Origin of the sequence: Flavihumibacter fluminis (genome assembly GCF_021491375.1) — a bacterium.
Lineage (GTDB): Bacteria > Bacteroidota > Bacteroidia > Chitinophagales > Chitinophagaceae > Flavihumibacter > Flavihumibacter fluminis.
On the sequence record NZ_JAKEVY010000001.1, the window covers coordinates 449,933 to 473,060 of the forward strand.

Genomic DNA, 23,128 nt, shown 5'->3' on the forward strand with positions numbered 1-23,128 from the left:
AGGGAAGACCCTATATTTGCTGCCTATGTCGAAATCGAGTGCAGACACCCCTTTGATGCAACAGCATAAAGCAATTAAACAGCGTTATCCGGATGCGGTTTTGTTGTTCCGGGTGGGGGATTTTTATGAAACATTCGGACAGGATGCCATCATCGCCTCCCAGGTATTGGGCATCACCTTGACCAAGCGAAACAACGGGGCCGCTTCCTCATTGGAGCTGGCGGGCTTTCCCCATCATGCACTGGACACCTACCTGCACAAACTGGTTAAAGCAGGTTACCGGGTTGCCATTTGTGATCAGCTCGAAGATCCCAAACAGGCAAAAGGGATTGTGAAGAGAGGAGTAACGGAGATGGTTACCCCGGGAACCACGACCAACGAAAAACTACTGGAACATCATAGCAATAATTTCCTAGGTGCCTTGTTCTTTGCAGACCAGGATCAGTTTGGTATTGCCTTCCTGGATATTTCTACAGGTGAGTTTTTCCTGGCACAGGGAGATAAAGAATATGCCGACAAACTCCTGCAAAGCTTTCAGCCTGCGGAAGTGCTCTTTCAACGCAACAAACAGAAAACATTCAAGGAAAATTTCGGCAGCCGCTTTTATACCTACACCCTGGATGAGTGGATCTTCCAGGATACCTATGCGCAGGAAACCCTGCTCAAACATTTCCAGACCCATTCCCTGAAAGGATTCGGGGTGGAGGAACTGACATTAGGATTGGTAGCAGCAGGTGCAATCCTGCATTACCTGCGGGATACAGAGCATCCGAACCTGCAGCATATTTCCTCCATGCAACGGATCGACCGGGATGATTTTTTATGGATGGACCGGTTCACGATACGCAACCTGGAATTACTGGGGGCACCTAACAGTGAAGCACATTCGCTATTGAAGGTGCTGGATCATACCGTATCTCCAATGGGGGCGCGCTTATTGAAAAGATGGATGGTATTCCCCTTGAAAGATCTCTCCAGGATCCAGGAGCGCCTTGGACTTGTAGAATTTTTCATCGCCCAGGTGGAGGATCGCAATCAGACCAGCCATCGTATCAAGTTATGTGGTGATGTAGAGCGTTTGGTAAGCAAGATCCCTTTAAAAAAGATTGGTCCCAGGGAACTGATCCACCTGGCAAAAGGATTGCAACAGGTAAAAGAAATCCAGGCATCCTGTTCAGATGCTGCCAATGAATACCTGCGAAGGCTCGCCAATGCATTGAATCCATGTACCTATATCGCTGATAAGATTTTGCGGGAAATCATGGAGAACCCTGCTCCTACCACTGCCAAGGGAAATTATATAGCAGATGGTGTGCATACGGAGCTCGATGAGTTGCGATCCATCGCCAGTTCCGGTAAGGAGTACCTGGTGAAACTGCAACAGGAAGAGGCTGCTAAAACAGGTATACCATCGCTCAAGATTGGTTTCAATAATGTGTTTGGATATTACCTGGAAGTAACCAACACGCACAAAAACAAAGTGCCGGAAAGCTGGACCAGAAAACAGACCCTCGCCAATGCAGAGCGATACATTACTCCCGAACTAAAAGAGTACGAAGAAAAAATAACAGGGGCCGAGGATAAAATCCTGGCACTGGAGTTTTCGATATTTGAATCTCTGCTGAATGAGTTGCAGGATTTTCTGGCACCGATTCAGACCAACGGAAATATCCTGGCCATCCTGGATTGCCTGATCTGTTTCGCGAACAATGCGATTCAGTTTGGCTATAAGAAACCCGAACTCAGCGAGCAGGTAGATTTATACATTGAAGAAGGTCGCCACCCGGTTATTGAACGTTACCTGAACCCCGGTGATCAATATGTATCCAATACGATTACCTTAAATAAAACAGATCAGCAGGTCATTATCCTGACGGGTCCCAATATGTCGGGTAAAAGTGCCCTACTCAGGCAGGTGGCGCTGATTACCCTGATGGCGCATATGGGAAGTTTTGTGCCTGCAACCAGGGCTAGTCTGCCACTAACGGATAAGATCTTTACGCGGGTAGGTGCATCCGATAACCTAAGCGGCGGGGAATCCACCTTCATGGTAGAGATGAATGAAACTGCCAGCATCCTGAACAATGTAACCCAACGCAGCCTGATCCTGCTGGATGAAATCGGAAGAGGCACATCTACCTATGATGGTATTTCCATTGCCTGGAGTATGGTGGAACATTTACACCAGATTCCACAGCAGCCGCTGACCTTATTTGCTACGCATTATCATGAACTGAATGAACTCGAAAACAACCTGGAGCGAGTTCGGAATTATCATATCACCAACAAAGAGGTAGGTAATAAAATCATCTTCCTGCGCAAACTGGCTCCGGGTGGCAGTACGCATAGTTTTGGTATCCATGTGGCAAGGATGGCAGGAATGCCTGCATCTCTTATCCGCCGGGCGAATGAAATTTTATCCCAACTGGAAACACAGCATATTCAGTCGATTGATGAAAAAACACCGAGAGTACATGCACTGGATGAAAAAGTGAAGGAGATCGGTGGCCCCAAAATGCAGCTTTCCATCTTTGATGTACACAGTCAGACATTTGAAAGTATCCGAACCCTGCTGGAAGGACTGGATATCAATCGCCTTACTCCAGTTGAAGCTTTATTAAAATTGCAGGAAATTAAAAACATGATCCGCTGATTGGTTAACTTCCCTGTATGAAAAAAGTTCTCCTTGGTATTGCCACACTCTTGCTGACAGTAGCAGGCAAAGCCACCACAACACCGGCAACGATGGTAACACTTTCCAATTATACGTACAGTGGTAAAGCAGAAATCGGCAAGCTGATCAATGGTGTAATTGAAAAAGTGGAAGTGGTATCCAACCGCGACCATTTCTCCTGGAAAAAAGGGCAGTTGCAGCTAACCAAAAAAGGAGAACAAGCCATCCGGGAAAAGAAAGAACTGACAGTAGAACTGGCCTACCTGCTGAATGGAAAGCCGGAAAAGAAAACCTTCCGGATTTTACATGATCAGTTTCATCGCAATCCGGTTATTGCACACCGGGGTGCCTGGAAAACACTGCCTACTACTGAAAATTCCATCAAAGCCCTGCAGGAGGCAGTAACATTGGGATGTGCAGGTTCTGAGTTTGATGTGCATATGACAAAGGATGATAGCCTGGTGGTAAATCATGATGCGCATTTTAAAGGAAAAGCAATAGAAGATTATACCTATGCAGAGTTAGCCAAAGACAGGTTGGACAATGGAGAAATGCTTCCAACACTCCGCTCCTACCTGGAAGAAGGCATGAAACAATATAGCACCAAACTGATTGTGGAAATCAAACCTACAGACAAGGGTGCTGAACGTGCGGTTATCCGTGCCCGTAAGACAGTGGAACTGGTACATGAACTGGGGGCACAGGCATGGGCCAATAATATCAGTTTCGATTACAACATCCTCCTGACTGTGCGGCAACTGGACCCAACAGCGCATGTGCAGTTTTTGAATGGCAATAAATCACCGGATGAATTGAAAAAAGATGGCATGCCCGGACTTGATTATCATTATTCCGTGTTTCAGAAAAATGAAAACTGGATAACAGATGCCAAAAAACAGGGCATGGTGCTGAATGTATGGACCGTAAACGATGAAAAAACACTCCGGTATTTCCTTGAAAAAGGGTTTCCCATGATCACTACCAATGAACCGGAATTATTATTCCGGCTTCTTAAAACATCCCCTTCAGTTTCGCAATAACCTGGTCGATTTCCACTGTAGTATTGTGTTTGGAGAAAGAAAAGCGAACCGCCACTTTATTGGGGTCGTTGTTGAAAGCACGTATCACATGTGATCCCAAATCAGCACCACTGGTACAGGCACTTCCACCGGAAGCACAGATACCATTGATATCAAGATTAAAGAGTAACATTTCAGATTTCTCTGTTTTGGGGAATGCCACATTCAGGACTGTATACAAACTCTGGCCAAAACAATCGCCATTTAGGGAGGTCTCCGGAATTTCTTTCAGCAATTGCTGCGCCATATAGGCTTTCAATTCCCCGATATTGGCACTGTCTTTTTCATAGTTGGTCATCGCCAGTTCAAGGGCTTTGGCAAACCCAACAATACCATAGAGGTTTTCAGTACCCGCCCGCATGTTGCGCTCCTGTGATCCGCCATGAATAAAGGGTTTGATCTGCACATTTTCATTGATGTACAAAATGCCTACCCCTTTGGGACCATGAAATTTATGTCCGGCTCCTGTAATGAAATGAACAGGAGTATTGCGCAGGTCAAAAGGATAATGTCCTACTGTCTGTACCGTATCCGAATGAAAAATGGCATTGAACTCTTTACAGATCTCCCCTACCTGGTGAATATCAGTCAGGTTGCCAATTTCATTATTCGCATGCATCAGCGTTACCAGGGATTTTCCATTATGGGCTGCGAGTAAATCTCTGAGTTGGCTGAGATCTACATGTCCGTCTGGCAGTACTCTTATCAAACTAACCGGTATACCATGCTGTTGCTGAAAATATTCCACCGTATGCAAGGTTGCATGGTGTTCTATAGGAGAACTGATGATATGCGTACAGCCAAGGTCCAGAATGGCAGCATGGATGGCCGTATTACTGCTTTCCGTGCCCCCGGAAGTGAAAAAAATCTCAGCAGGATGTGCGCCCAGCAATTTGGCCACGGTTTTGCGGGCATTTTCAATAGCCAGCCGGCTTTCTCTTCCGTAGGAATAAATAGAGGATGGATTACCAAATTTCTCTGTCAGGTAAGGCATCATCGCTTCCAGAACAAGCGGATCGAGGGCCGTGGTAGCTGCGTTATCCAGGTATATGCGTTGCACAAGAATGATTTAAATAAAAAAGGCTCGCTAGTACCAGCGAGCCGCAAATTTCCTAAATTATTCTGATTAATCCCTATTCGGGTTTATTGAATGAATTCTTTGATGTCCTGCATCAGGCGTAAAGCGATATTATTGGCAGTAGTTTCAAAATTACTTTCCGCGTAAATCCGGATGATGGGTTCGGTATTAGAGGTCCGCAGATGTACCCAATCGGATTCAAATTCAATCTTCAATCCATCCTCCGTATTAATCGGCTGCTTTTTGTATTTCTTCTGAATCTGCTCAAAAATATCCTTCACATTGATTCCTTTTTCCAGCTCAATCTTATTCTTGGAGATGAAATAATCCGGATATCTGTTACGGAAAGATTTGATGCCGTTTTTGTGTTGTGCAAGCGCACTCAGGAAAAGTCCGATTCCGATGAGTGCATCGCGGCCATAATGAAAATCAGGCACGATGATTCCACCATTTCCTTCTCCACCAATCACAGCTTTCACTTCTTTCATCTTCTTCACCACATTCACTTCACCTACTGCGGAAGGAAAATACTCACCACCATGCTGCAGGGTAATTTCCTTAAGCGCTTTGGTGGATGACATATTGGAAACCGTGTTTCCTTTCCGATGCGAAAGCACATAATCAGCAACAGCCACCAGGGTGAATTCTTCCCCGAACATGCTACCATCTTCACAAACGAAACAGAGCCTGTCCACATCCGGATCAACGGCAATACCTAAAGAAGCGCCTTGTTTTTTTACTTCTGCACTTAAGGCAGATAAATTTTCTGGTAAAGGCTCGGGGTTGTGAGCAAAACGTCCGTTTACTTCTGAATTCAGAACAATCACGTCTTCAACTCCCAAAGCATTTAACAGCTGTGGAACTGCCAGTGCACCAGTAGAATTGATGGCATCTACCACCACTTTAAACTGCTTTTTGGCAATGGCCTCACGATTCACAAGAGGATAGTCCAGTACCGCCTGGATATGTTTCTCGAAATAGCTGGTATTGGTAGTAACTGAACCCAGTTTATCAACCGATGCAAACTGAAATTTTTCATTAGCTGCCAGTTCCAGCACGCGTGCTCCGAGTTCAGCGGATATGAATTCACCATCACTGTTCAGGAGCTTCAATGCATTCCATTCTTTGGGATTGTGACTGGCAGTCAGAATGATGCCACCATCCGCCTTTTCCCAAACCACCGCCATTTCTACAGTTGGAGTAGTACTCAGTCCCAGGTCTACTACCTGTATACCCAGTCCCACCAGGGTTTGAGTTACCAGCTGACTTACCATTTCGCCGGAAATTCGTCCGTCTCTGCCTATAACAACCCTGGCAGTTTTTTGATTCTCTAATAAAACACTGCCATAGGCGGCAGCAAAGCGAACAATATCAAGAGGTGTTAAGTTTTCAGTAGGATTACCGCCGATCGTTCCTCTAATTCCAGAAATACTTTTTATCAATGCCACGGTTCAAAGGTTTGTGGATTCAAAAATAAGCGTTTCTGCCTTGTGGCGAGCAGCCTAATTCCTGAAGATTTATCAAAAATTGGCCAGCTCCGATTACATTTGATAAAAATATTCTAATGGCAGCGGTAGAATGGTTCGAAAAATGGTTCGACTCCCCTTACTATCCGGTACTGTATCACCAGCGGGATGAAGCAGAAGCGGATGCATTTGTGGATCGGCTGATCAACCATTTAGATCCTTTGCCTGCCGGCTCCAGACTGCTGGATATTGCCTGTGGCCGGGGTCGTCATGCGCAACACCTGGCCAGTAAAGGATTTGATGTTACCGGAATTGATTTATCTCCCCGCAGTATTGAAGCAGCCCAACAATACGCTTCCGACACCCTTCATTTTTATTTACATGATATGCGTTTGCCTTTTTGGGTGAACTATTTTGATTATGCTTTTAATTTCTTTACCAGTTTTGGATATTTCCGAACGGAAAGAGAAAATTACAATGCCATCCGAACCATGGCCAATGCCCTGAAACCCGGAGGCACCCTGGTTATTGATTATTTAAATACCCATTACACGGAAGATAACCTGCAGTACACGCAAGAAGAAGAATACAGGGGTGTCAAATTCTATATCACCAAATGGTTTGATGAAACGCATTTTCATAAGAAAATCGAGATTATGGATGAGCAGCTCAGTGAACCATTGGTATTTACTGAACAGGTTGCCAAATATTCACTCGGAGATATGACTGATATGCTGGCCTTTCACAATCTCCAGGTTCAGGAAGTGTATGGAGATTATTTCTTCGGGCACTATGATGTAAAAAAATCGCCCCGTATGATCGTGCTGGCGAAAAAATTCCTGCCTCCTAATTCGTAATTGTTTTCTTGTTGTGTAACAAGAGATAGCGGGCCGTTTCAAAATAAGCCTGCGACCACCATTCATACCAGTCAACCGGTGGCTCCTGTTTGTCTTGCGCTTTATTAAAATCAGCCCAAGCAAGACTCTGCACATTACCCTGCAGTGATTTGGAATAATAAAACTGATCGTAAATAATACCCCTGTTTTTATTATTGATATCCAGAATAAAGGCCCTGCTTTCAGCTCCTTTTCCAGAAAAATGCATGTTGGCCAGGTCTCTGCCCATTGTTGAATTCCGGTAGGGAATATTTGCAATGCCGGCAATGGTTGGGAGTACATCCACCTGGGAAGCAAGATCATGCACCCGCTTTACCGGAATTTTTCCTGGTGCATAAAACAACAGGGGCACATGGTTGGAAGAGAGGGAGTTTTTTGTCCAGGATTCAGGGAATAAAGGCCCCGCATTTCCTGCGATACCATGATCACCTACAAATACAAAAAGCGTATTCTCAAAATAGGGAGCCGTTTTTGCCTGTTCCATGAAGGCTTTGAAACAATAATCAGTATAGCGGAATGCATTCAGTTCCTCATTGGATTCGAATCCATACTTGCGCAAACTATCCAGGGGGAAATTTACCACACCCAGCGCTTCGCGGTCTTCTTCCGGTATCGTGTAGGGGCGATGGTTATCGGCAGTTTGTATGACTGCAAAAAAAGGATGTTGTTCGGTGCGCAGGATTTTATCAGCCTGTAAAAAAAGATGCTTATCGCTGATACCCCAAACATCAATTTTGGGTGCATCGTAATCCTGTTCTTCGAATATTTTCAAGCCTGCGATATTATTATTCAGTATGCCTCTGATATTCGCCCAGCTGGTGCTGCCCCCAATGAAATAATATTTGCTGTGGTCTTTAAAATCGTTTACGATCATGTGCTGATCCACCATCATGGGATTGCGACTGGAAGTTTTAACCAGTTCCACATCCGGGATGCCGGTTAAGGTAGCCCATACACCGCGCGCAGTGGCGATCGTTGGGGTAAAACAGTTATCGAAAAACAATCCGTTTTTACAGAGCTCCGCAAAATAGGGAGTCGTATTGAGGGGATTGCCCCACATGGAACTTTTATACCCGCTGAAACTTTCACAAATCACTAATACTATGTTGGGTGTTTGAGTGCCTGCCCAGTTCGCAATTGAATCTGGCTGAACCTGTCGGGAAAATGTAAGCGCTGTGCTATCCTTTTCAGTTACTCCCAGCCAATCCGCCATCTGGTTATAGGAAGCCCGGACTTTCGCAAGGTCATAAGAAGTGGACCTGAAACTAAATGAACTGAAAAAAGACTGAATGGGGTTCAATGCGATATTGGCTTTGAAATCGGAACCCAGGTTAAAGGCATCACTCCAGCGAAGGGGGTACTGCCCTACCCGGCCAAAAATTCCAATCGCAAATAGTATCCCCAATAGCAGCGGATACATCCATTTGAAAGGAGATACTATTGGTTGAGCTGGCTTTTCTGTCCATTTGAACATGCGTCGCAGGCTTAAAACCATGAGCCAGGTAAGCACAATTATAGCCAGCAGCAATTGAATAACCGGATAGGTCTGCCACACCATGGTGGCTGAAATACCGGCATCCTGCAGGAAACTTAAGGCACTGGCATTGAGGCGTTGGTTCAGGTAGCGGAAATGCAGAAAATCAATGATATAGAAAATGATCAGCAGTAAAAAAACGAGGCCCAATATCCATGTCCAGCCTTTTTTAGCAGCCTTGTTTTGAAAGGGATTTAATGGCTTAACACTCCCCAGGACTAACAGTACCAGTCCAATAACAGATACCAATCTAAGATCATACCGTACTCCCAGCCAGAAAACCGGCCAATTGGAACCGTCTTCTTGTCCGGGTATGGCAAAGATCATATAGGTAAACAACCTGGCCACACTCATGGTGACCAACAAAAAAATAAGTACCAGTAAAATCCATCGAATCAGTGGGGACAATCGAAACATGTGCGCGAATTTCGCAATTATTTACACATACCGGTTTTATTCTTGCTAACTACTTATTTTTGTGTAAGTTGTAAGAGATATGGAATTTTTTAAACGGCTGGTGGAATGGGACAAGCACCTGCTTCTTGAGATCAATACCCACTGGCAGTATCCGGTGCTGGATTTCCTTTTCCAGCATATTCGGGAAACTTATTTCTGGATACCCTTGTACCTGTTCTTCATTGTTCTGGCGATTCAGAATTTTGGAAGAAAGGGTTGGTGGTGGATTCTATTCGCCATTTGCACCATCGCGCTCACGGATCAATTCAGCAGCAACCTGATTAAAAATAATATCATTCGTTTACGTCCCTGCAGGGATCCCGAATTAATGGACCAGTTGCGGTTTTATGTAAGATATTGTCCCCGCAGCAGCAGTTTTACTTCTTCTCACGCGACCAATCATTTTGGATTTGCCACTTTTGTAGCTACCACCCTGCGTCCTTACCTGGGCAGTTGGATCAATTGCCTGTTTGTATTTGCCGGCATGGTGGCATTCGCACAGGTGTATGTAGCTGTGCACTACCCACTGGATGTACTGGCAGGCGGTTTGCTTGGATTCCTGCTGGGTATGCTGATGAGTAGTATCTTCAATAAAAATATTGGCCTGCCCAAACTGGCTGGAAGCTGAACTAAGCAATCATGATAGAGATCTTTATAATATTTGGTTTAATACTGTTGAATGGCCTTTTTTCAATGGCCGAAATAGCACTGGTTTCAGCAAGAAAAGCAAGGTTGGAGGCACAGGCTCAGAAAGGGGATTTAAGGGCGAAAGAAGCATTGGCACTGGCCAACCATCCCGACACGTTTTTATCTACCGTACAGATTGGTATTACCCTAATTGGAATCTTAACCGGTATTTTCTCCGGCGATACGGTAACATCTGATGTGGCCGCCTTTTTTAAAGACATCCCCTTCTTAAGTGATTACGCAAATGGATTAGCTACAGCGGTTGTCGTGATTGTGCTTACCTATTTCAGCATGGTGCTGGGTGAATTATTACCCAAACGAATCGGTTTATCCAATCCGGAAAAAATCGCGAAGCTGGCAGCGGGCCCGATGCGCATCATCAGTTTGGCAACGCACCCTTTTATCTGGCTCTTAAGCAAATCGACTTATTTATTAACTCGTTTGCTGGGTGTAAAACCGAATGACTCGCAGGTAACAGAAGAAGAGATCAAGGCGATCATCAGTGAGGGTACGGAACAGGGAACCATTGAAGAAGCAGAACAGGAAATCATTGAACGGGTGTTTCATTTGGGTGACCGGAATATTACTTCCCTGATGACACACCGGAGTGATATCGTCTGGTTTGATGTGAATGACAACGAACAAAGCATTAAAGAGAAAATTGTTAAGGAACCGCACAGCATCTATCCCATTTGCGATGGGGATATAGATGATATCAAAGGGGTAGTATCCATCAAGGACCTCTATATCACCAGTGATCTCACCCTGTTCAAACATATTATGAAACCAGCTATGTTTGTTCCGGAGAACAACACTGCGTATAGGGTGCTGGAGAAATTCAAGGAAACACAGCTCCATTCCTGTTTTATCGTGGATGAATATGGATCAGTATTGGGCATGATCACCCTGAATGATATCCTCGAAGCAATTGTGGGCGATTTACCTCAGCCCGATATTGAAGATTATGAAATCATCAAACGCGATGATGGTTCCTATCTGGTAGATGCGCAGATTCCTTTCTATGATTTCCTTTCCCGCTTTGAAATGACCGACTGGATGCACGAGGGAGAACAGGAATTCAATACACTTGCCGGGTTTATTTTACACAAACTGGAACGGATTCCACATACTGGCGATACGCTTGAATGGAAAGGATTCCGGTTTGAAATTATCGATATGGACTCCCTACGTATTGATAAAATTCTGGTAACAATTTCCCAGGATATCCGGGAAGGAATGGATGATGAGGATTAAAAACTGGCGCTGAACTGTCTTTCCGGATTCATTACCTTTCCACTTTTTCGCTGGCCGTTTGCATTCAGGTGCATAATATGGATTTGCTGATCCAGTACATTGTACAAGAGTGAATTTTCAATGGCCAATTGTTTTACATCTGCAACATTGGAGACCTGGACATAACACCAGGCAGCTTCTCTTTCTTTTTCATATCCAACATATTCCAGTGTGACCGGCTTGCCGTTTACTTTTAAATGAACATTATTCTGAATATATTGAAAAATCCAGGCATCTGTCTGCTTGGGGTCTTTAGGATTGGTCAGGTCTACAGTTGTTTTGTATTGTGCTGAAAGACCCCTTTCAAAATCATCAATAAATAACTTGATACTGATCTCCAGCGTCTGGTCGGTTTTATTGTGTTGCACTTCGGTTACTCCCACATAAAATGGATGCATCCAGCTCATCCAGGAAACCAACATCCATTTAAACAAAATTGCAGCCATTGAACATTTTTATTTTTCCAGCACAAAACTCTGTTTTATTTTGGTAGCTTACGAATTTATGCAGGATTTTAACCTTTACTTCGGGCTCGGTGTAGAACATATCCTAACTTGGGATGCGTTGGATCACATATTATTTGTTTCTGCACTTTGTCTGCGGTACAAACTGGAAGACTGGAAGAAAGTGGCAATCCTGGTAACAGCTTTTACCATTGGTCATAGCCTTACGCTGATATTAAGCGTTTTTGGATATGTAACTGTTTCCGTTCCATTGATTGAGTTTCTGATTGCACTTACCATTGCCGGTACTGCAGGCATAAACCTGTTTTTCAAACCAAATGGAAAGCGTGAGAAATTGCCGGTTATTTATTTCTTCGCGCTGTTTTTCGGCATGATACATGGTTTGGCATATGCCAATCTCCTGCTTGACCTCGAAGGCGGAGAAAACCTGACCAGTCATTTACTGGCCTTCAACCTCGGAATTGAAGTAGCACAATTATTAGTGGTAGCGGTTGTCTTGGCGCTATCCTTTATTTTTGTAGAGAAGTTGAACATTCCTCAACTGTGGTGGATCCGGGTTTGGTCATTACTGATTCTGCTATTCGCCCTTAAGATTGCCTGGGAAAGATTCCCGGAATTATTAAATAAAACACAAACAGCAATAATAACAACAAAGCAATGAGAAATCTCCTACTTGCATGCCTGGGTTTATTGTCAGGTTCGGCAATGGCTCAGAACCTTCAAAACAACCCCGGCTCCAATCACGGGAACAAATTCGAGCAGTTGGGCACAATCCTGCCAACACCGAATGAGTACCGTACCGCCAGTGGTGCACCTGGTCCGAAATACTGGCAACAGCGCGCGGATTATGACATCAAGTGTGAACTGGATGAAGAAAAACTACGGTTAAATGGTAGTGAAACCATTACCTATTACAACAACTCACCGGATATATTATCCTATCTCTGGTTTCAGCTCGACGAGAATGAGCACAGCTCTGATAAAAATGCCAACTACCAGGATGCGAGCACCATGGGCAGACAGACCGTTGACATGCAACTGGACCGTATGGTACCAGAGAAAAATGACAACGGTGTGAATATCCTGAAACTCACTGATGCATTGGGTAAACCAATGAAGTATACCATCAATAAAACCATGATGCGCGTTGATCTGGCAACACCCCTGAAGCCTGGTCAAAAGATCATCCTAAAAATTGACTGGAATTACAAGATCACGGATCGCATGAAAGAAGGCGGCAGAGGTGGTTATGAATTCTTCCCTGAAGATGGCAACCATCTTTTCACCATCACGCAGTGGTATCCCCGCTTGTGTGTGTACAGTGATTTCCAGGGCTGGCAGAACCACCAGTTTACTGGTCGCGGTGAATTTGCCCTCACATTTGGCAACTTCAAAGTACAGATGACTGTACCGGCTGACCACGTGGTGGGTTCAACCGGTGAGTGTCTGAACTATGCACAGGTATTGACTCCAACGCAAATGGCCCGTTATCAGAAAGCGCAAACTGCAAAAGATGTAGTTGAAATCGTAACCCTGGAGGAAGCTAAAAAAGCGGAGAAGGCAAAAAGCAAAGCCAAAAAAACCTGGATTTATAAGGCAGATAACGTACGTGATTTCGCCTGGACATCCAGTCGCAAGTTTGTATGGGATGCCATGCCTGCAAACGTTGAAGGCAAGAAGGTAATGTGTATGAGTTTTTATGGAAAAGAGGCATATGGACTGTATCGCCCTTATTCCACCAAAGCGGTAGCACATACCATCAAATCCTACAGCAAATTCTCTATCCCCTACCCTTATCCGGTTGCTCAGAGTGTAGAAGCTTCCAACGGTATGGAATACCCGATGATCTGTTTCAACTACGGACGTACGGCTCCTGATGGAACCTATAGCGAGGGCACCAAATATGGCATGCTGGGTGTAATCATCCATGAAGTGGGACATAACTTCTTCCCGATGATTGTAAACAGTGATGAGCGTCAGTGGAGCTGGATGGATGAAGGTTTGAACACTTTCGTAGAATACCTGACAGAAGAATTGTGGGATAATAAGTTTCCGAGCCGCCGTGGTCCGGCAGTAGGCATTGTAGATTACATGAAGCTGCCAAAAGACCAGCTGGAGCCGATCATGACCAACAGCGAAAATATCATTCAGTTTGGTCCGAATGCGTATTCCAAGCCAGCAACCGGATTGAATATCCTGCGTGAAACCATCATGGGCAGAGAGCTGTTTGATTTTGCCTTTAAAGAGTATTCACGTCGTTGGGCGTTCAAGCATCCAACACCTGCAGACCTGTTCCGTACCATGGAAGATGCGAGTGGAGAAGATCTGGACTGGTTCTGGAGAGGTTGGTTCTACAGCACAGATGCAACTGATATTGCAATTGATACGGTTAAATACCTGACACCTGAGTTTGCTGATCTGCCAGCACAGGCAAGTGGTACACGTAAGATTAAACTGGCAAAACCCCAGGTGAATGAATTTGAGGATATCTCCAAGATTCGCAACCGGGAAGATAAGAGCATCGTATTTGAAACCGATCGGGATACCTCACTGCGTGATTTTTATTGGAGATATGCACGCGGACTGGAGCCTTATGACACGACTACCTACGAAGTACCAAGCAATGTAAATGTGGAGAAAGCAGATGCAGCCCTTCAGGCGAAGTACGGCAGCAAACACATTTATGAGGTTGCATTTGCCAACAAAGGCGGACTGGTAATGCCCATCATTGTTGAGTTTACGTATGAAGATGGCACCAAGGAAGTGGATCGCATTCCTGCCCAGATCTGGAGAAAGAATGAGAACCGCGTAACCAAGGTATACGTGAAGGATAAGAAAGTGAAATCCATCCAGCTGGATCCGATGAAGGAAACTGCTGATATCAACGAAGGCAACAACAGCTGGGGTACTATCGCTGCTCCAAGCAAGTTCCAGTTGTACAAGTTCAAGCAGGCTGCACGCGGACAAAGCACTGGTATTACGCCAATGCAGAAAGCGATGGAGAAGAAGAAGGCGTTTTAAGAAAGTGAGACGTCAGACGTGAGACGTGAGAAGGGAATGGAAGAGGGAGGAATGGAGGAATGGAGGATGGAGCAAAGGAAGACGTGATCACTGATTTATAGAGAAGTGGGTACCAGAGGTCTGGTACCCACTTCTTTTTGGTGTAGGCTGAGCCAAATGCGGCTAGTTGTGAGCCAATTAAGGATGTTTCTGAGCCAATTAATGCGATTTTCAGGCCGATTTTCGAGTAGTATGAGCCAATTCAGACTTTTCATGAGCCAATTACGCATGGCTTACCAAATTGAAACCGGCAGCCCGGAATTGCTTTAGCAGTGGGGTTTTCAAGGCAAAATAAGGTTTGGATCAGCCTTCTCTTCAGATCAATTTTTTTAATTCATCCTACCTAATCCTACGCAATCCTACGTCATCCTACGTCTTTCATATGACCCACTTGCATCCCAACACCCTCCCAGGACCGCTACTCTTATACTCCTTCATCCTTTCCTCCTTTTCTCCCCTTTTCCTTTCCTCCTTCCTTCCCCGCCATCCTACCCGCGGCACGGAGCTGCTGGTGTATAATCCACTCCAGCTGCCCGTTTACACTGCGGAATTCATCAGCGGCCCATTTCTCCAGAAGCTTATATACATCTGCATCCAGGCGTAGTATGAAATTCTTTTTATCTGCCACAATGGTTTATTTCATTGAATTATTGATACAGTGTTCCTGTATTTAGAATGGGTGTCGCGGCTTTTTCTGCGCACAGCACCACCATAAGATTGCTGACCATCGCAGCTTTTTTCTCCTCATCCAGGTGTACGATTTCCTTTTTAGACAACTGCTCCAGGGCAAGTTCTACCATGCCCACAGCTCCTTCCACAATTTTGGTACGAGCCGCAACAATGGCTGTGGCCTGCTGACGCTGCAACATGGCTCCGGCTATCTCCTGCGCATAAGCGAGGTGACTGATACGTGCCTCAATGATCTGAATACCTGCAGGTGCCAACCGGTCTGACAATTCTTTCTCCAGTAACTCATTCACTTTCTCACCCCCACCCCTAAGGGTAATGGTGGCGTGTTCATCTTCAAACTGGTCATAAGGAAAACTGGTGGCCAGATGACGGATCGCCGCCTCGCTTTGCACTTTCACATACTGCTCGTAATCCTCCACTTCAAAAGCCGCCTTATACGTATCAGCAACCCGCCAAACAATTACCGCCGCAATTTCAATAGGGTTACCCATACTGTCATTCACTTTGAGGCGTGAACTTTCCAGGTTCTCCGCCCTTAAAGAAATTTTTTGTTTGGTGTACAACGGATTCACAAACAACAACCCGTTTTCCTTGGCAGTTCCTACATATTTACCAAAGAAGGTAAGCACCCTGGAGTGGTTGGGCGAAATCACAATCAGTCCTGCTGAGAGGAAAAACGCCGATAATGTCAGGATCACCCCTATTGTAATCATCCAGCCATTTCCCTGGCTGTTTACAAACAGGGCAATGCTTACTGCCAAAAAAACCAGTGTGAGGATCAGCGTTAAATAACCAGACATCGGTTTAATGATCTTTTCCATATTGTTATGATATTAAAATGATATCAAATTTAGGCAAATAAAAGCAGGCTTCAAAATTTCTTTATCATTTATTTGTGAACCAGATCGGGTAATTTTCAGTTAATTTCTTCAACCTATTGTTGACGCTATGCGGATTTCTTACTGGCTTCGTTCCCTATTGGTAGTAGTACTGCTCTTCCTCCAGGCTTCCCTGATGGCCGGAAAAGTGGACACCCTGAGTTTATACAGTCCGGCTATGAAAAAGGACATGAAATTCATTGTCGTTCAGCCGGTTACAAAAGCACCCGAAAAGGGATTCCCGGTTTTGTACCTCCTGCACGGCATGGGCGGCAGCTATAATTTATGGATTACAAAAGTACCGGAGCTGCAGGCTGCTGCAGACCGTTACAATTGCCTGATTGTTTGTCCCGACGGAGGACGCACCACCCTCTATTTCAATAACCCCCTGGACAGCTCCTATCGTTTTGAGTCGCATTTTATTAAGGAACTCATCCCCTACATAGATAAAACCTACCCCACAGCCAAAGACCGCCGGTTCCGGGCTGTTGCCGGACTCAGCATGGGAGGATTTGGCGCTTTATTCATGGCATCACATTATCCTGAACTATTCGCCGCTGCAGGCAGTATGAGTGGTGCATTGATGGTGGATCCGATCGCCAAAGCAGTGATTGCAAGGTCCGCAGATAAGTCGGTGGACTCCAGCTGCTGCCAGATCAACTGGGATCGGCTGAAAGCATTCAATGCGGGAGATACCACCTTAAAGGAAACCGTTGCCCTGGTACTGGAATGCGGTACCGATGATTACCTGTTAATGGCGAACCGCTCTGCCCGCAAAAGGCTGACTGAAATGAATATCGCGCATGATTATACCGAACGCCCGGGAAGGCACAACTGGGATTACTGGCAGAATGCCATCGATTATCAGCTGTTGTTTTTCAGAAAGCGCTGGGACCGGTTTGAGCAAAAGGATCAATAACCAACAGATCCGTCTCTCACTTTCACCTTTTTCTTGCCGGCATTTTTCTTTTCAAACTCCAGCACTTCTTTCGGCTTGGGTACTTTTTTCGCGCCCATAGACAGGGTATCCGTACCCAGAGTTGAAGGGTTGTTATTTTTCTCGATCTTACCTAAAGTATAGGTTTCGGTTTTGACAATCAGTCCGCTTGCAGGATCAAAGTAATTCCAGGTTCCATGTTTTACGGAAGCCCCTTCATTTTTTACGATCACCTGTTTGAAATTGCCGGGTAACAGAACATCTTCCACATCAATCGTATCATACACTTTATCCGGATTAAAGGCTCTCCAGGATTCTTCCCGGAATACGTTGCCGGCATTATTAAAGTATTGCGCCTTCCCATCCAGAAATCCCCAGCGAAAATTTTCAATAGCCATCAGATCACCCATCAGGCTGTATTTGCGCCACATGCCTTCTTTGCGATCATCCACATATTCGCCCTCTTCTTCAAAACCTCTTTCTCCCCGGATGGTCTCATAACGATGTACCCAAGGCCCCTGTTTTCTACCCTGCAGGTCCACTTTGTTCAGGGTATCACCCTTCACACCAATGATATAATCCTTCCACTGCGCTGCAGCAGGTAAGGAAATCAGCAGGGATATGATCAAAATCCAACGCATTGTTGTTATGTTTGATTTTAACTAAAACGTAAACTCGACTGCCATGGTATTTTCAGGCTCTGTTATCCGTCCCAATAAATATGCCGGAATCCTTTGTCTTTTCCTGGCTCTACAAAGCTATGCACAAATCCGCCCAACCAGTGGCGATGAACGTCTTAAAGCTTTGCAAAAGCGGCAGGAAGTCAGGAACAACAGCCCTTTAAAGGACATCGCCTTCCGGAATGTTGGACCAGCCATCATGGGGGGACGGGTAGTTGACATCGAAGTCAATCCTGAAGATCCGACTGAATTCTACCTGGCGTATGCCACCGGAGGACTCTGGCATACCAAGAACAACGGGCTCTCCTTTACGCCCATTTTCGACCAGGAAATGGTGATCGGGATTGGTGATATCGCCATTAACTGGAACAGTCCAAAACGCACTATCTGGCTGGGTACAGGGGAAGTGAACAGCAGTCGCTCTACCTATGCCGGCATCGGGATGTATAAATCATCCGATAATGGAGCCAGCTGGACCTATCTCGGTCTTTCTGATTCGCATCATATCGGGGAAGTGGTATTGCATCCAACAGATAGCCTGACTGCCTGGGTGGCGGTAATGGGACATTTATACAGTCCAAATAAGGAACGCGGAATTTATAAAACTACGGATGGCGGCAAAAGCTGGAAGCAGACCTTATACATTGATGAAACCACAGGCGCAATAGACCTTCAGCTCAATCCGCAGCAGCCGGATGAACTCTATGCAGCAATGTGGTACCGGACCCGCTCTGCCTGGAATTTTGAAGAAAGTGGCAAAACCAGTGGCATTTATAAATCTACGGATGGTGGTACCAACTGGCAGCTCATCAGCGATGAAGAATCCGGCTTTGTGACAGGTGCGGGAACAGGAAGAATTGGATTGGCAGTATATCCCAAACAACCCAGCATTGTGTATGCAGTAGTAGACAACCAGGATTCAAGAGAAGTGGTGGCTAAAAAAGAGAATGATTCTACCTATCAGCTGGCAGCCTTGAAAAACCTCGACAAGGCAGCTTTTCAGCAACTCGACAGCAGCCAGCTTAAAAAATTCCTCAGCACCAACCGGGTGCCTGCAGAATATACAGTTGATCGTTTGAAGCGGATGGTGGCTATGGACTCCATTGCCCCAACAGCACTGTATAATTTCCTGTTTGTGGACGATGGCTTCCAGAATAAATCAGTGAAGGGTTGTGAAGTGTATCGTTCGGATGATGCAGGCAAGAGCTGGACAAAAACCAACCTGAAGCCCATTGACAATTATAGCAGCTATGGTTATTATTTCGGTAAGATCTATGTATCTCCTTCTAACCCGGAGCGCGTTTTTATTCTTGGAATTGACCTGATGGTATCGGAAGACGGAGGCAAATCATTCGTATCTATTGATAAGCCAAACGTGCATTCGGATCATCATGCGTTGTGGATTAATCCGCGTAAGCATGATCATATCATCAATGGCAATGACGGCGGCTGCAATATCAGTTATGATCGCGGTTCGGAATGGTTCAAGGTGCAGGCGCCATCCGTTGGTCAGTATTATGCCATCACAGTAGATAAAGCAAAGCCTTATAACATTTACGGAGGCTTGCAGGATAATGGAAGCTGGTATGGTCCATCGAATCACAAGGAGAATACATACTGGACAGAAAGGGGTGAGTATGCGTACAAGCGCATTGGAGGAGGAGATGGTATGCAGGCCCAGGTAGATACCCGAACCAACCAGGTCGTATATACAGGTTCTCAATTTGGATTTTATACCCGGATCAACCTCGCTACCCGCGAGCGTAAAATGATTCGTCCGCTTCATAAAATGGGAGAATATCCACTGCGGTTTAACTGGCAGACGCCCATCTTATTAAGTTCACACAACCAGGATATCCTGTATTATGGATCCAGTAAGTTTCATCGTTCGCTCAATCGTGGGGAAGAGCTGCAAACCATGAGTGCTGATCTTACCAATGGGGCTAAAACCGGCGATGTGCCATTTGGAACCATCACCACTATTTCAGAATCACCCCTGCGTTTCGGATTGATCTATATCGGTACGGATGATGGGAATGTGCAGGTGAGTAAGGATGGGGGTAACACCTGGACGAAAGTTGGTCAGCCTGCAAAGAAGCAACCGGGACTGCCACAGGGATTGTATGTATCGAGAGTAGTAGCGAGCAAGTGGAAAGAAGGCCGGGTGTATGTAACGCTGAACGGTTATCGCAATGATCATTTTACTGCGTATATCTATGTCAGTGAGGATTATGGTCAAACCTGGAAACAGCTGGGAATGAACCTGCCTGCTGAGCCAGTAAATGTTCTCAGGGAAGATCCTAAAGCAGAAGGTATATTATATGCAGGAACAGATGGAGGATTGTATGCAAGTCTGGATAATGGTATCAGCTTTCATGCCTTCACCAAAGATTTGCCAGCCGCAATTCCGGTTCATGACCTGGCCATACAGGAAGAGGCGAATGAGCTCGTAGTGGGTACGCATGGCAGAAGTATTTATATCTGCTCACTCAGCGGAATTCAAAAACTGGTGCCTGCGGATGCAAAAAAATAATCAGGGTAAGAAGTACTGAAGGGCTAACTCATAGCCTTTCAGTCCCAACCCTGCAATCGTTCCTTTTGCTTTGGCACTGATATGGGATATTTTTCTGAAGTCCTCACGGGCATGCACATTGCTTATATGCACTTCAATCACCGGGCTGGTAATGGCCGCGATGGTATCACCGAGGGCAACAGAAGTATGGGTATAACCTCCGGGGTTCAGGATAATGCCATCCACTGAAAAGCCCACGCGCTGAAGTTCATCAATTAATTCCCCTTCCACATTGGATTGAAAATAACTAATGCTGATGGCGGGATATTTAGCCTGCAGACTTTGAAGGAAACTTTCAAAATCCTGCGAGCCGTAGATACCGGGCTCGCGTTTTCCCAGCAGATTGAGATTGGGTCCGTTTATGATGGCAATATTCATAATTCAGTTAGCTAACAATAAGGAATATACGAAAAGACTGATTCGCTTTCCATTTTTGATTTCGTAATCGCGCAGCAGTCCCTCTTGTACAAAGCCTGTTTTTTCAAGGAGCCGGCAACTGGCCAGGTTTTCTGATTCAACGGTAGCTTCCAGCCGGTGCAGTTTAAATAAGGTTTGCAATTGCTGCAGGAAAACAGGAAGCACTGTTTGGAGTATTCCTTTGCCCTGGTATTCCGGCAGCAACCAGAAGCCGATTTCCAATTTTTCATGCTGGGGTTGATAGTCATAACCGGCAAGCACACCAACAGGTTGTTGGTTCAGCCCATCCACAATTTTCCAGGCAGCACCTCGCTCCTCTTTAACCAGGTTTTCATAGAAATCCATTTGTTCTGCAGTAGCCTCCAATGAATCGTATGAAACCCCATAGAATTTAATTACGGCAGGATCACTCAGTCCTTTGAAAACAAAAGGCTGATCGTCTCTGACAATAGGTTCCAGTAAAAAATCGCCTGCTATACAAGCACTGAGCTGCAGCATGCATTAAAACTACGAATTAATTCTTCGAAGCCTTAATCATACCAATGAACTCATCAAACAGGTAACGGCTGTCATGAGGTCCCGGGGTGCTTTCCGGATGGTATTGAACTGAGAAAGCAGGTTTGCCTTTGACACGGATACCTTCAATGGAATGGTCATTCAGGTTCACGTGCGTGATCTCGATATGATCGGCTTTTTTCACTGCTTCCGGATCCACACCAAAGCCATGGTTCTGGGTAGTGATTTCACATTTACCCGTGATCAGGTTTTTAACCGGGTGGTTTAAACCGCGATGACCATGGTGCATTTTAAAAGTCGGGATGCCATTGGCAAGAGCCAGGAGCTGGTGCCCGAGGCAGATACCGAACATGGGTTTATTTGTTTCCAGAATGGATTGAACTGTTTTAACTGCATAGTCCATAGGTGCAGGGTCACCGGGACCATTACTGATGAAGTAACCATCGGGAGCAAATTGCTGCAGTTCTTCGAAGGAAGTTTTGGCAGGATATACGCGAACAAAAGCACCGCGATCTACCATGCACTGCAGGATATGTTTCTTCACACCGTAATCGAGGACAGCAATACGTAGGTCGCTGTTGGGATCCCCCATTTCGTAGGGTTCAGTGGTGCTCACTACGCTGGCCAGTTCCAGTCCGTTCATGGAAGGCACCTGGCTCAGTTGTTTCTTTAATTCTTCCACATCAAAGATCTCTGAAGAGATGATGCAGTTCATGGCACCTTCGGTGCGGACTTTGGCAGTGAGCGCCCGGGTATCCACCCCTTCAATAGCAACAATATTATTCTCTTTGAGGTATTCATCCAGGGAACCTTTTGCAAGGCGGCGACTGAAATGTTCTTCGAGGTTACGGCTGACAATACCACGCACTTTAACAGAACCGGACTCCACATCTTCGTCCTTAACGCCATAGTTACCAATATGCACAGAGTTCATAATAATCACCTGGCCATAGTAACTGGGGTCTGTAAACACTTCCTGATAACCGGTCATACCTGTATTAAAACAAAGCTCACCGGTAGTTGTACCGATTTTACCAAATGCCTTACCATGGTGAACCGAGCCATCCTGCAGAACGAGGATAGCTTTTTGTTGAGGAGTTTGTTGCATGTGTATTGGGAAAAAGTTTTGCAAATATCCGTAAAAAAAAGGCAGAATGGAAAAACCATTCTGCCCATTATTGAGAATCAATCATTCATCCTTATTCAGCCGCTTTTTCAGGGGTTGATTCAGCGGGTGTTTCAGTGGCTGCAGCTGGAGCTTCAGCTTTCGCATCAGCCGCTTTTTTACCACCACGACGAGTTCTCTTAGCTGGTTCAGCTTTCGCTTCAGCAGCCTTACCGTATACTTCGTTAAAGTCTACGAGTTCAATCAGAGCCTGCTCTGCGTTATCACCAGGACGTGCGCCCAGTTTGATGATACGGGTATAACCACCGGGGCGACCACCAACCTTATCAGCGATCGTGCTGAAAAGTTCAGTAACAGCTTCCTTGTTTTGCAGGTAGCTGAACACTACGCGGCGATTGTGGGTATCATTTGATTTAGCCTTTGTAATCAGTGGCTCGATGAACACACGCAGTGCCTTGGCTTTAGCCAGGGTAGTCACAATACGCTTGTGCTCAATGAGATTGATACTAAGGTTAGCCAGCAGGGCTTCTCTGTGGGCTTTCTTACGACCCAGGTTGTTAATTTTGTCTCCGTGACGCATGACTTGTTGTTTTACGGCTGCACCGTGTCAGGAATTGCAGCCTTT

At 45.5% G+C, this 23,128-nt stretch carries 20 protein-coding genes; 9 read left to right on the forward strand and 11 right to left on the reverse strand.

Features of this window, described 5'->3' with window-relative positions; translation table 11 throughout:
- Positions 1-25: 25 nt before the first annotated feature.
- Together mutS and L0U88_RS02090 are read left to right on the forward strand one after the other, a co-directional pair.
- Positions 26-2,653: a DNA mismatch repair protein MutS gene (gene mutS / locus L0U88_RS02085; protein WP_234863946.1), complete on the forward strand. Its 2,628-nt coding sequence runs from the start codon at positions 26-28 to the stop codon at positions 2,651-2,653.
- A 17-nt stretch (positions 2,654-2,670) separates the two neighbouring features.
- Entirely contained in the window at positions 2,671-3,714 is a 1,044-nt protein-coding gene (locus L0U88_RS02090; protein ID WP_234863947.1) for a glycerophosphodiester phosphodiesterase, read from the forward strand.
- On the opposite strand, the gene L0U88_RS02095 is transcribed toward L0U88_RS02090, so the two are convergent.
- Both L0U88_RS02095 and glmM read right to left on the reverse strand, forming a co-directional pair.
- Positions 3,686-4,813 carry a cysteine desulfurase family protein gene (locus tag L0U88_RS02095; RefSeq protein ID WP_234863948.1) on the reverse strand — a complete coding sequence of 376 codons (1,128 nt, stop codon included), beginning with the start codon at positions 4,811-4,813 and terminating at the stop codon, positions 3,686-3,688. The two genes, L0U88_RS02090 and L0U88_RS02095, sit on opposite strands and share 29 nt — an antisense overlap.
- 83 nt (positions 4,814-4,896) lie before the next feature.
- On the reverse strand, positions 4,897-6,279 hold the full coding sequence (glmM, locus tag L0U88_RS02100) for a phosphoglucosamine mutase (protein ID WP_234863949.1): 1,383 nt from the start codon (positions 6,277-6,279) through the stop codon (positions 4,897-4,899).
- 116 nt (positions 6,280-6,395) lie between these two features.
- Between glmM and L0U88_RS02105 the strand changes: the two genes are divergently transcribed.
- Positions 6,396-7,154, forward strand: a complete 759-nt coding sequence (locus tag L0U88_RS02105; protein WP_234863950.1) for a class I SAM-dependent methyltransferase — start codon at positions 6,396-6,398, stop codon at positions 7,152-7,154.
- Here L0U88_RS02105 and L0U88_RS02110 read toward each other — a convergent pair.
- Positions 7,144-9,144, reverse strand: a complete 2,001-nt coding sequence (locus tag L0U88_RS02110; protein ID WP_234863951.1) for an LTA synthase family protein — start codon at positions 9,142-9,144, stop codon at positions 7,144-7,146. The two genes, L0U88_RS02105 and L0U88_RS02110, sit on opposite strands and share 11 nt — an antisense overlap.
- A gap of 79 nt (positions 9,145-9,223) precedes the next feature.
- Between L0U88_RS02110 and L0U88_RS02115 the strand changes: the two genes are divergently transcribed.
- The gene (locus tag L0U88_RS02115) at positions 9,224-9,811 is read left to right on the forward strand and encodes a phosphatase PAP2 family protein (protein ID WP_234863952.1); all 588 of its coding nucleotides are present in this window, start codon (positions 9,224-9,226) and stop codon (positions 9,809-9,811) included.
- 11 nt (positions 9,812-9,822) lie between these two features.
- Positions 9,823-11,124, forward strand: a complete 1,302-nt coding sequence (locus L0U88_RS02120) for a hemolysin family protein (protein ID WP_234863953.1) — start codon at positions 9,823-9,825, stop codon at positions 11,122-11,124.
- Here the strand turns inward: L0U88_RS02120 and L0U88_RS02125 are convergent.
- Positions 11,121-11,609 (reverse strand): DUF6702 family protein, encoded by a 489-nt coding sequence (locus tag L0U88_RS02125; protein ID WP_234863954.1) that lies wholly within the window; start codon positions 11,607-11,609, stop codon positions 11,121-11,123. The two genes, L0U88_RS02120 and L0U88_RS02125, sit on opposite strands and share 4 nt — an antisense overlap.
- Before the next feature lie 58 nt (positions 11,610-11,667).
- Here L0U88_RS02125 and L0U88_RS02130 point away from each other — a divergent pair, with 58 nt between their 5' ends.
- Both L0U88_RS02130 and L0U88_RS02135 read left to right on the forward strand, forming a co-directional pair.
- Entirely contained in the window at positions 11,668-12,288 is a 621-nt protein-coding gene (locus L0U88_RS02130; RefSeq protein WP_234863955.1) for a HupE/UreJ family protein, read from the forward strand.
- A complete protein-coding gene (locus L0U88_RS02135) occupies positions 12,285-14,648 on the forward strand; it encodes a M1 family metallopeptidase (protein ID WP_234863956.1) in 2,364 nt (787 codons plus the stop codon). Before L0U88_RS02130 ends, L0U88_RS02135 begins: the two co-directional genes overlap by 4 nt.
- A gap of 463 nt (positions 14,649-15,111) precedes the next feature.
- Here the strand turns inward: L0U88_RS02135 and L0U88_RS02140 are convergent, their stop codons facing one another.
- On the reverse strand, positions 15,112-15,315 hold the full coding sequence (locus L0U88_RS02140; protein ID WP_234863957.1) for a type II toxin-antitoxin system antitoxin: 204 nt from the start codon (positions 15,313-15,315) through the stop codon (positions 15,112-15,114).
- Between the two features lie 19 nt (positions 15,316-15,334).
- Positions 15,335-16,198, reverse strand: coding sequence for an SPFH domain-containing protein (locus L0U88_RS02145; RefSeq protein ID WP_234863958.1), 864 nt, complete (start codon positions 16,196-16,198; stop codon positions 15,335-15,337).
- A gap of 127 nt (positions 16,199-16,325) precedes the next feature.
- On the opposite strand from L0U88_RS02145, the gene L0U88_RS02150 reads away from it, so the two are divergent.
- Complete coding sequence (locus L0U88_RS02150) at positions 16,326-17,174, forward strand: alpha/beta hydrolase (RefSeq protein WP_234863959.1); 849 nt, start codon at positions 16,326-16,328, stop codon at positions 17,172-17,174.
- Here L0U88_RS02150 and L0U88_RS02155 read toward each other — a convergent pair.
- The gene (locus tag L0U88_RS02155) at positions 17,168-17,833 is read right to left on the reverse strand and encodes a toxin-antitoxin system YwqK family antitoxin (RefSeq protein ID WP_234863960.1); all 666 of its coding nucleotides are present in this window, start codon (positions 17,831-17,833) and stop codon (positions 17,168-17,170) included. The two genes, L0U88_RS02150 and L0U88_RS02155, sit on opposite strands and share 7 nt — an antisense overlap.
- A gap of 43 nt (positions 17,834-17,876) precedes the next feature.
- On the opposite strand from L0U88_RS02155, the gene L0U88_RS02160 reads away from it, so the two are divergent.
- The gene (locus tag L0U88_RS02160) at positions 17,877-20,405 is read left to right on the forward strand and encodes a sialidase family protein (protein ID WP_234863961.1); all 2,529 of its coding nucleotides are present in this window, start codon (positions 17,877-17,879) and stop codon (positions 20,403-20,405) included.
- On the opposite strand, the gene aroQ is transcribed toward L0U88_RS02160, so the two are convergent.
- The 4 genes from aroQ to rplQ all read right to left on the reverse strand — a co-directional run bounded on the left by aroQ (position 20,406) and on the right by rplQ (position 23,083).
- Positions 20,406-20,822, reverse strand: a complete 417-nt coding sequence (aroQ, locus tag L0U88_RS02165; protein ID WP_234863962.1) for a type II 3-dehydroquinate dehydratase — start codon at positions 20,820-20,822, stop codon at positions 20,406-20,408. It lies immediately after the preceding gene.
- 3 nt (positions 20,823-20,825) lie between these two features.
- The gene (locus L0U88_RS02170; RefSeq protein WP_234863963.1) at positions 20,826-21,359 is read right to left on the reverse strand and encodes a GNAT family N-acetyltransferase; all 534 of its coding nucleotides are present in this window, start codon (positions 21,357-21,359) and stop codon (positions 20,826-20,828) included.
- Between the two features lie 16 nt (positions 21,360-21,375).
- On the reverse strand, positions 21,376-22,485 hold the full coding sequence (gene carA, locus L0U88_RS02175) for a glutamine-hydrolyzing carbamoyl-phosphate synthase small subunit (protein WP_234863964.1): 1,110 nt from the start codon (positions 22,483-22,485) through the stop codon (positions 21,376-21,378).
- 91 nt (positions 22,486-22,576) lie between these two features.
- On the reverse strand, positions 22,577-23,083 hold the full coding sequence (gene rplQ / locus L0U88_RS02180; RefSeq protein WP_234863965.1) for a 50S ribosomal protein L17: 507 nt from the start codon (positions 23,081-23,083) through the stop codon (positions 22,577-22,579).
- Positions 23,084-23,128 lie beyond the last annotated feature (45 nt).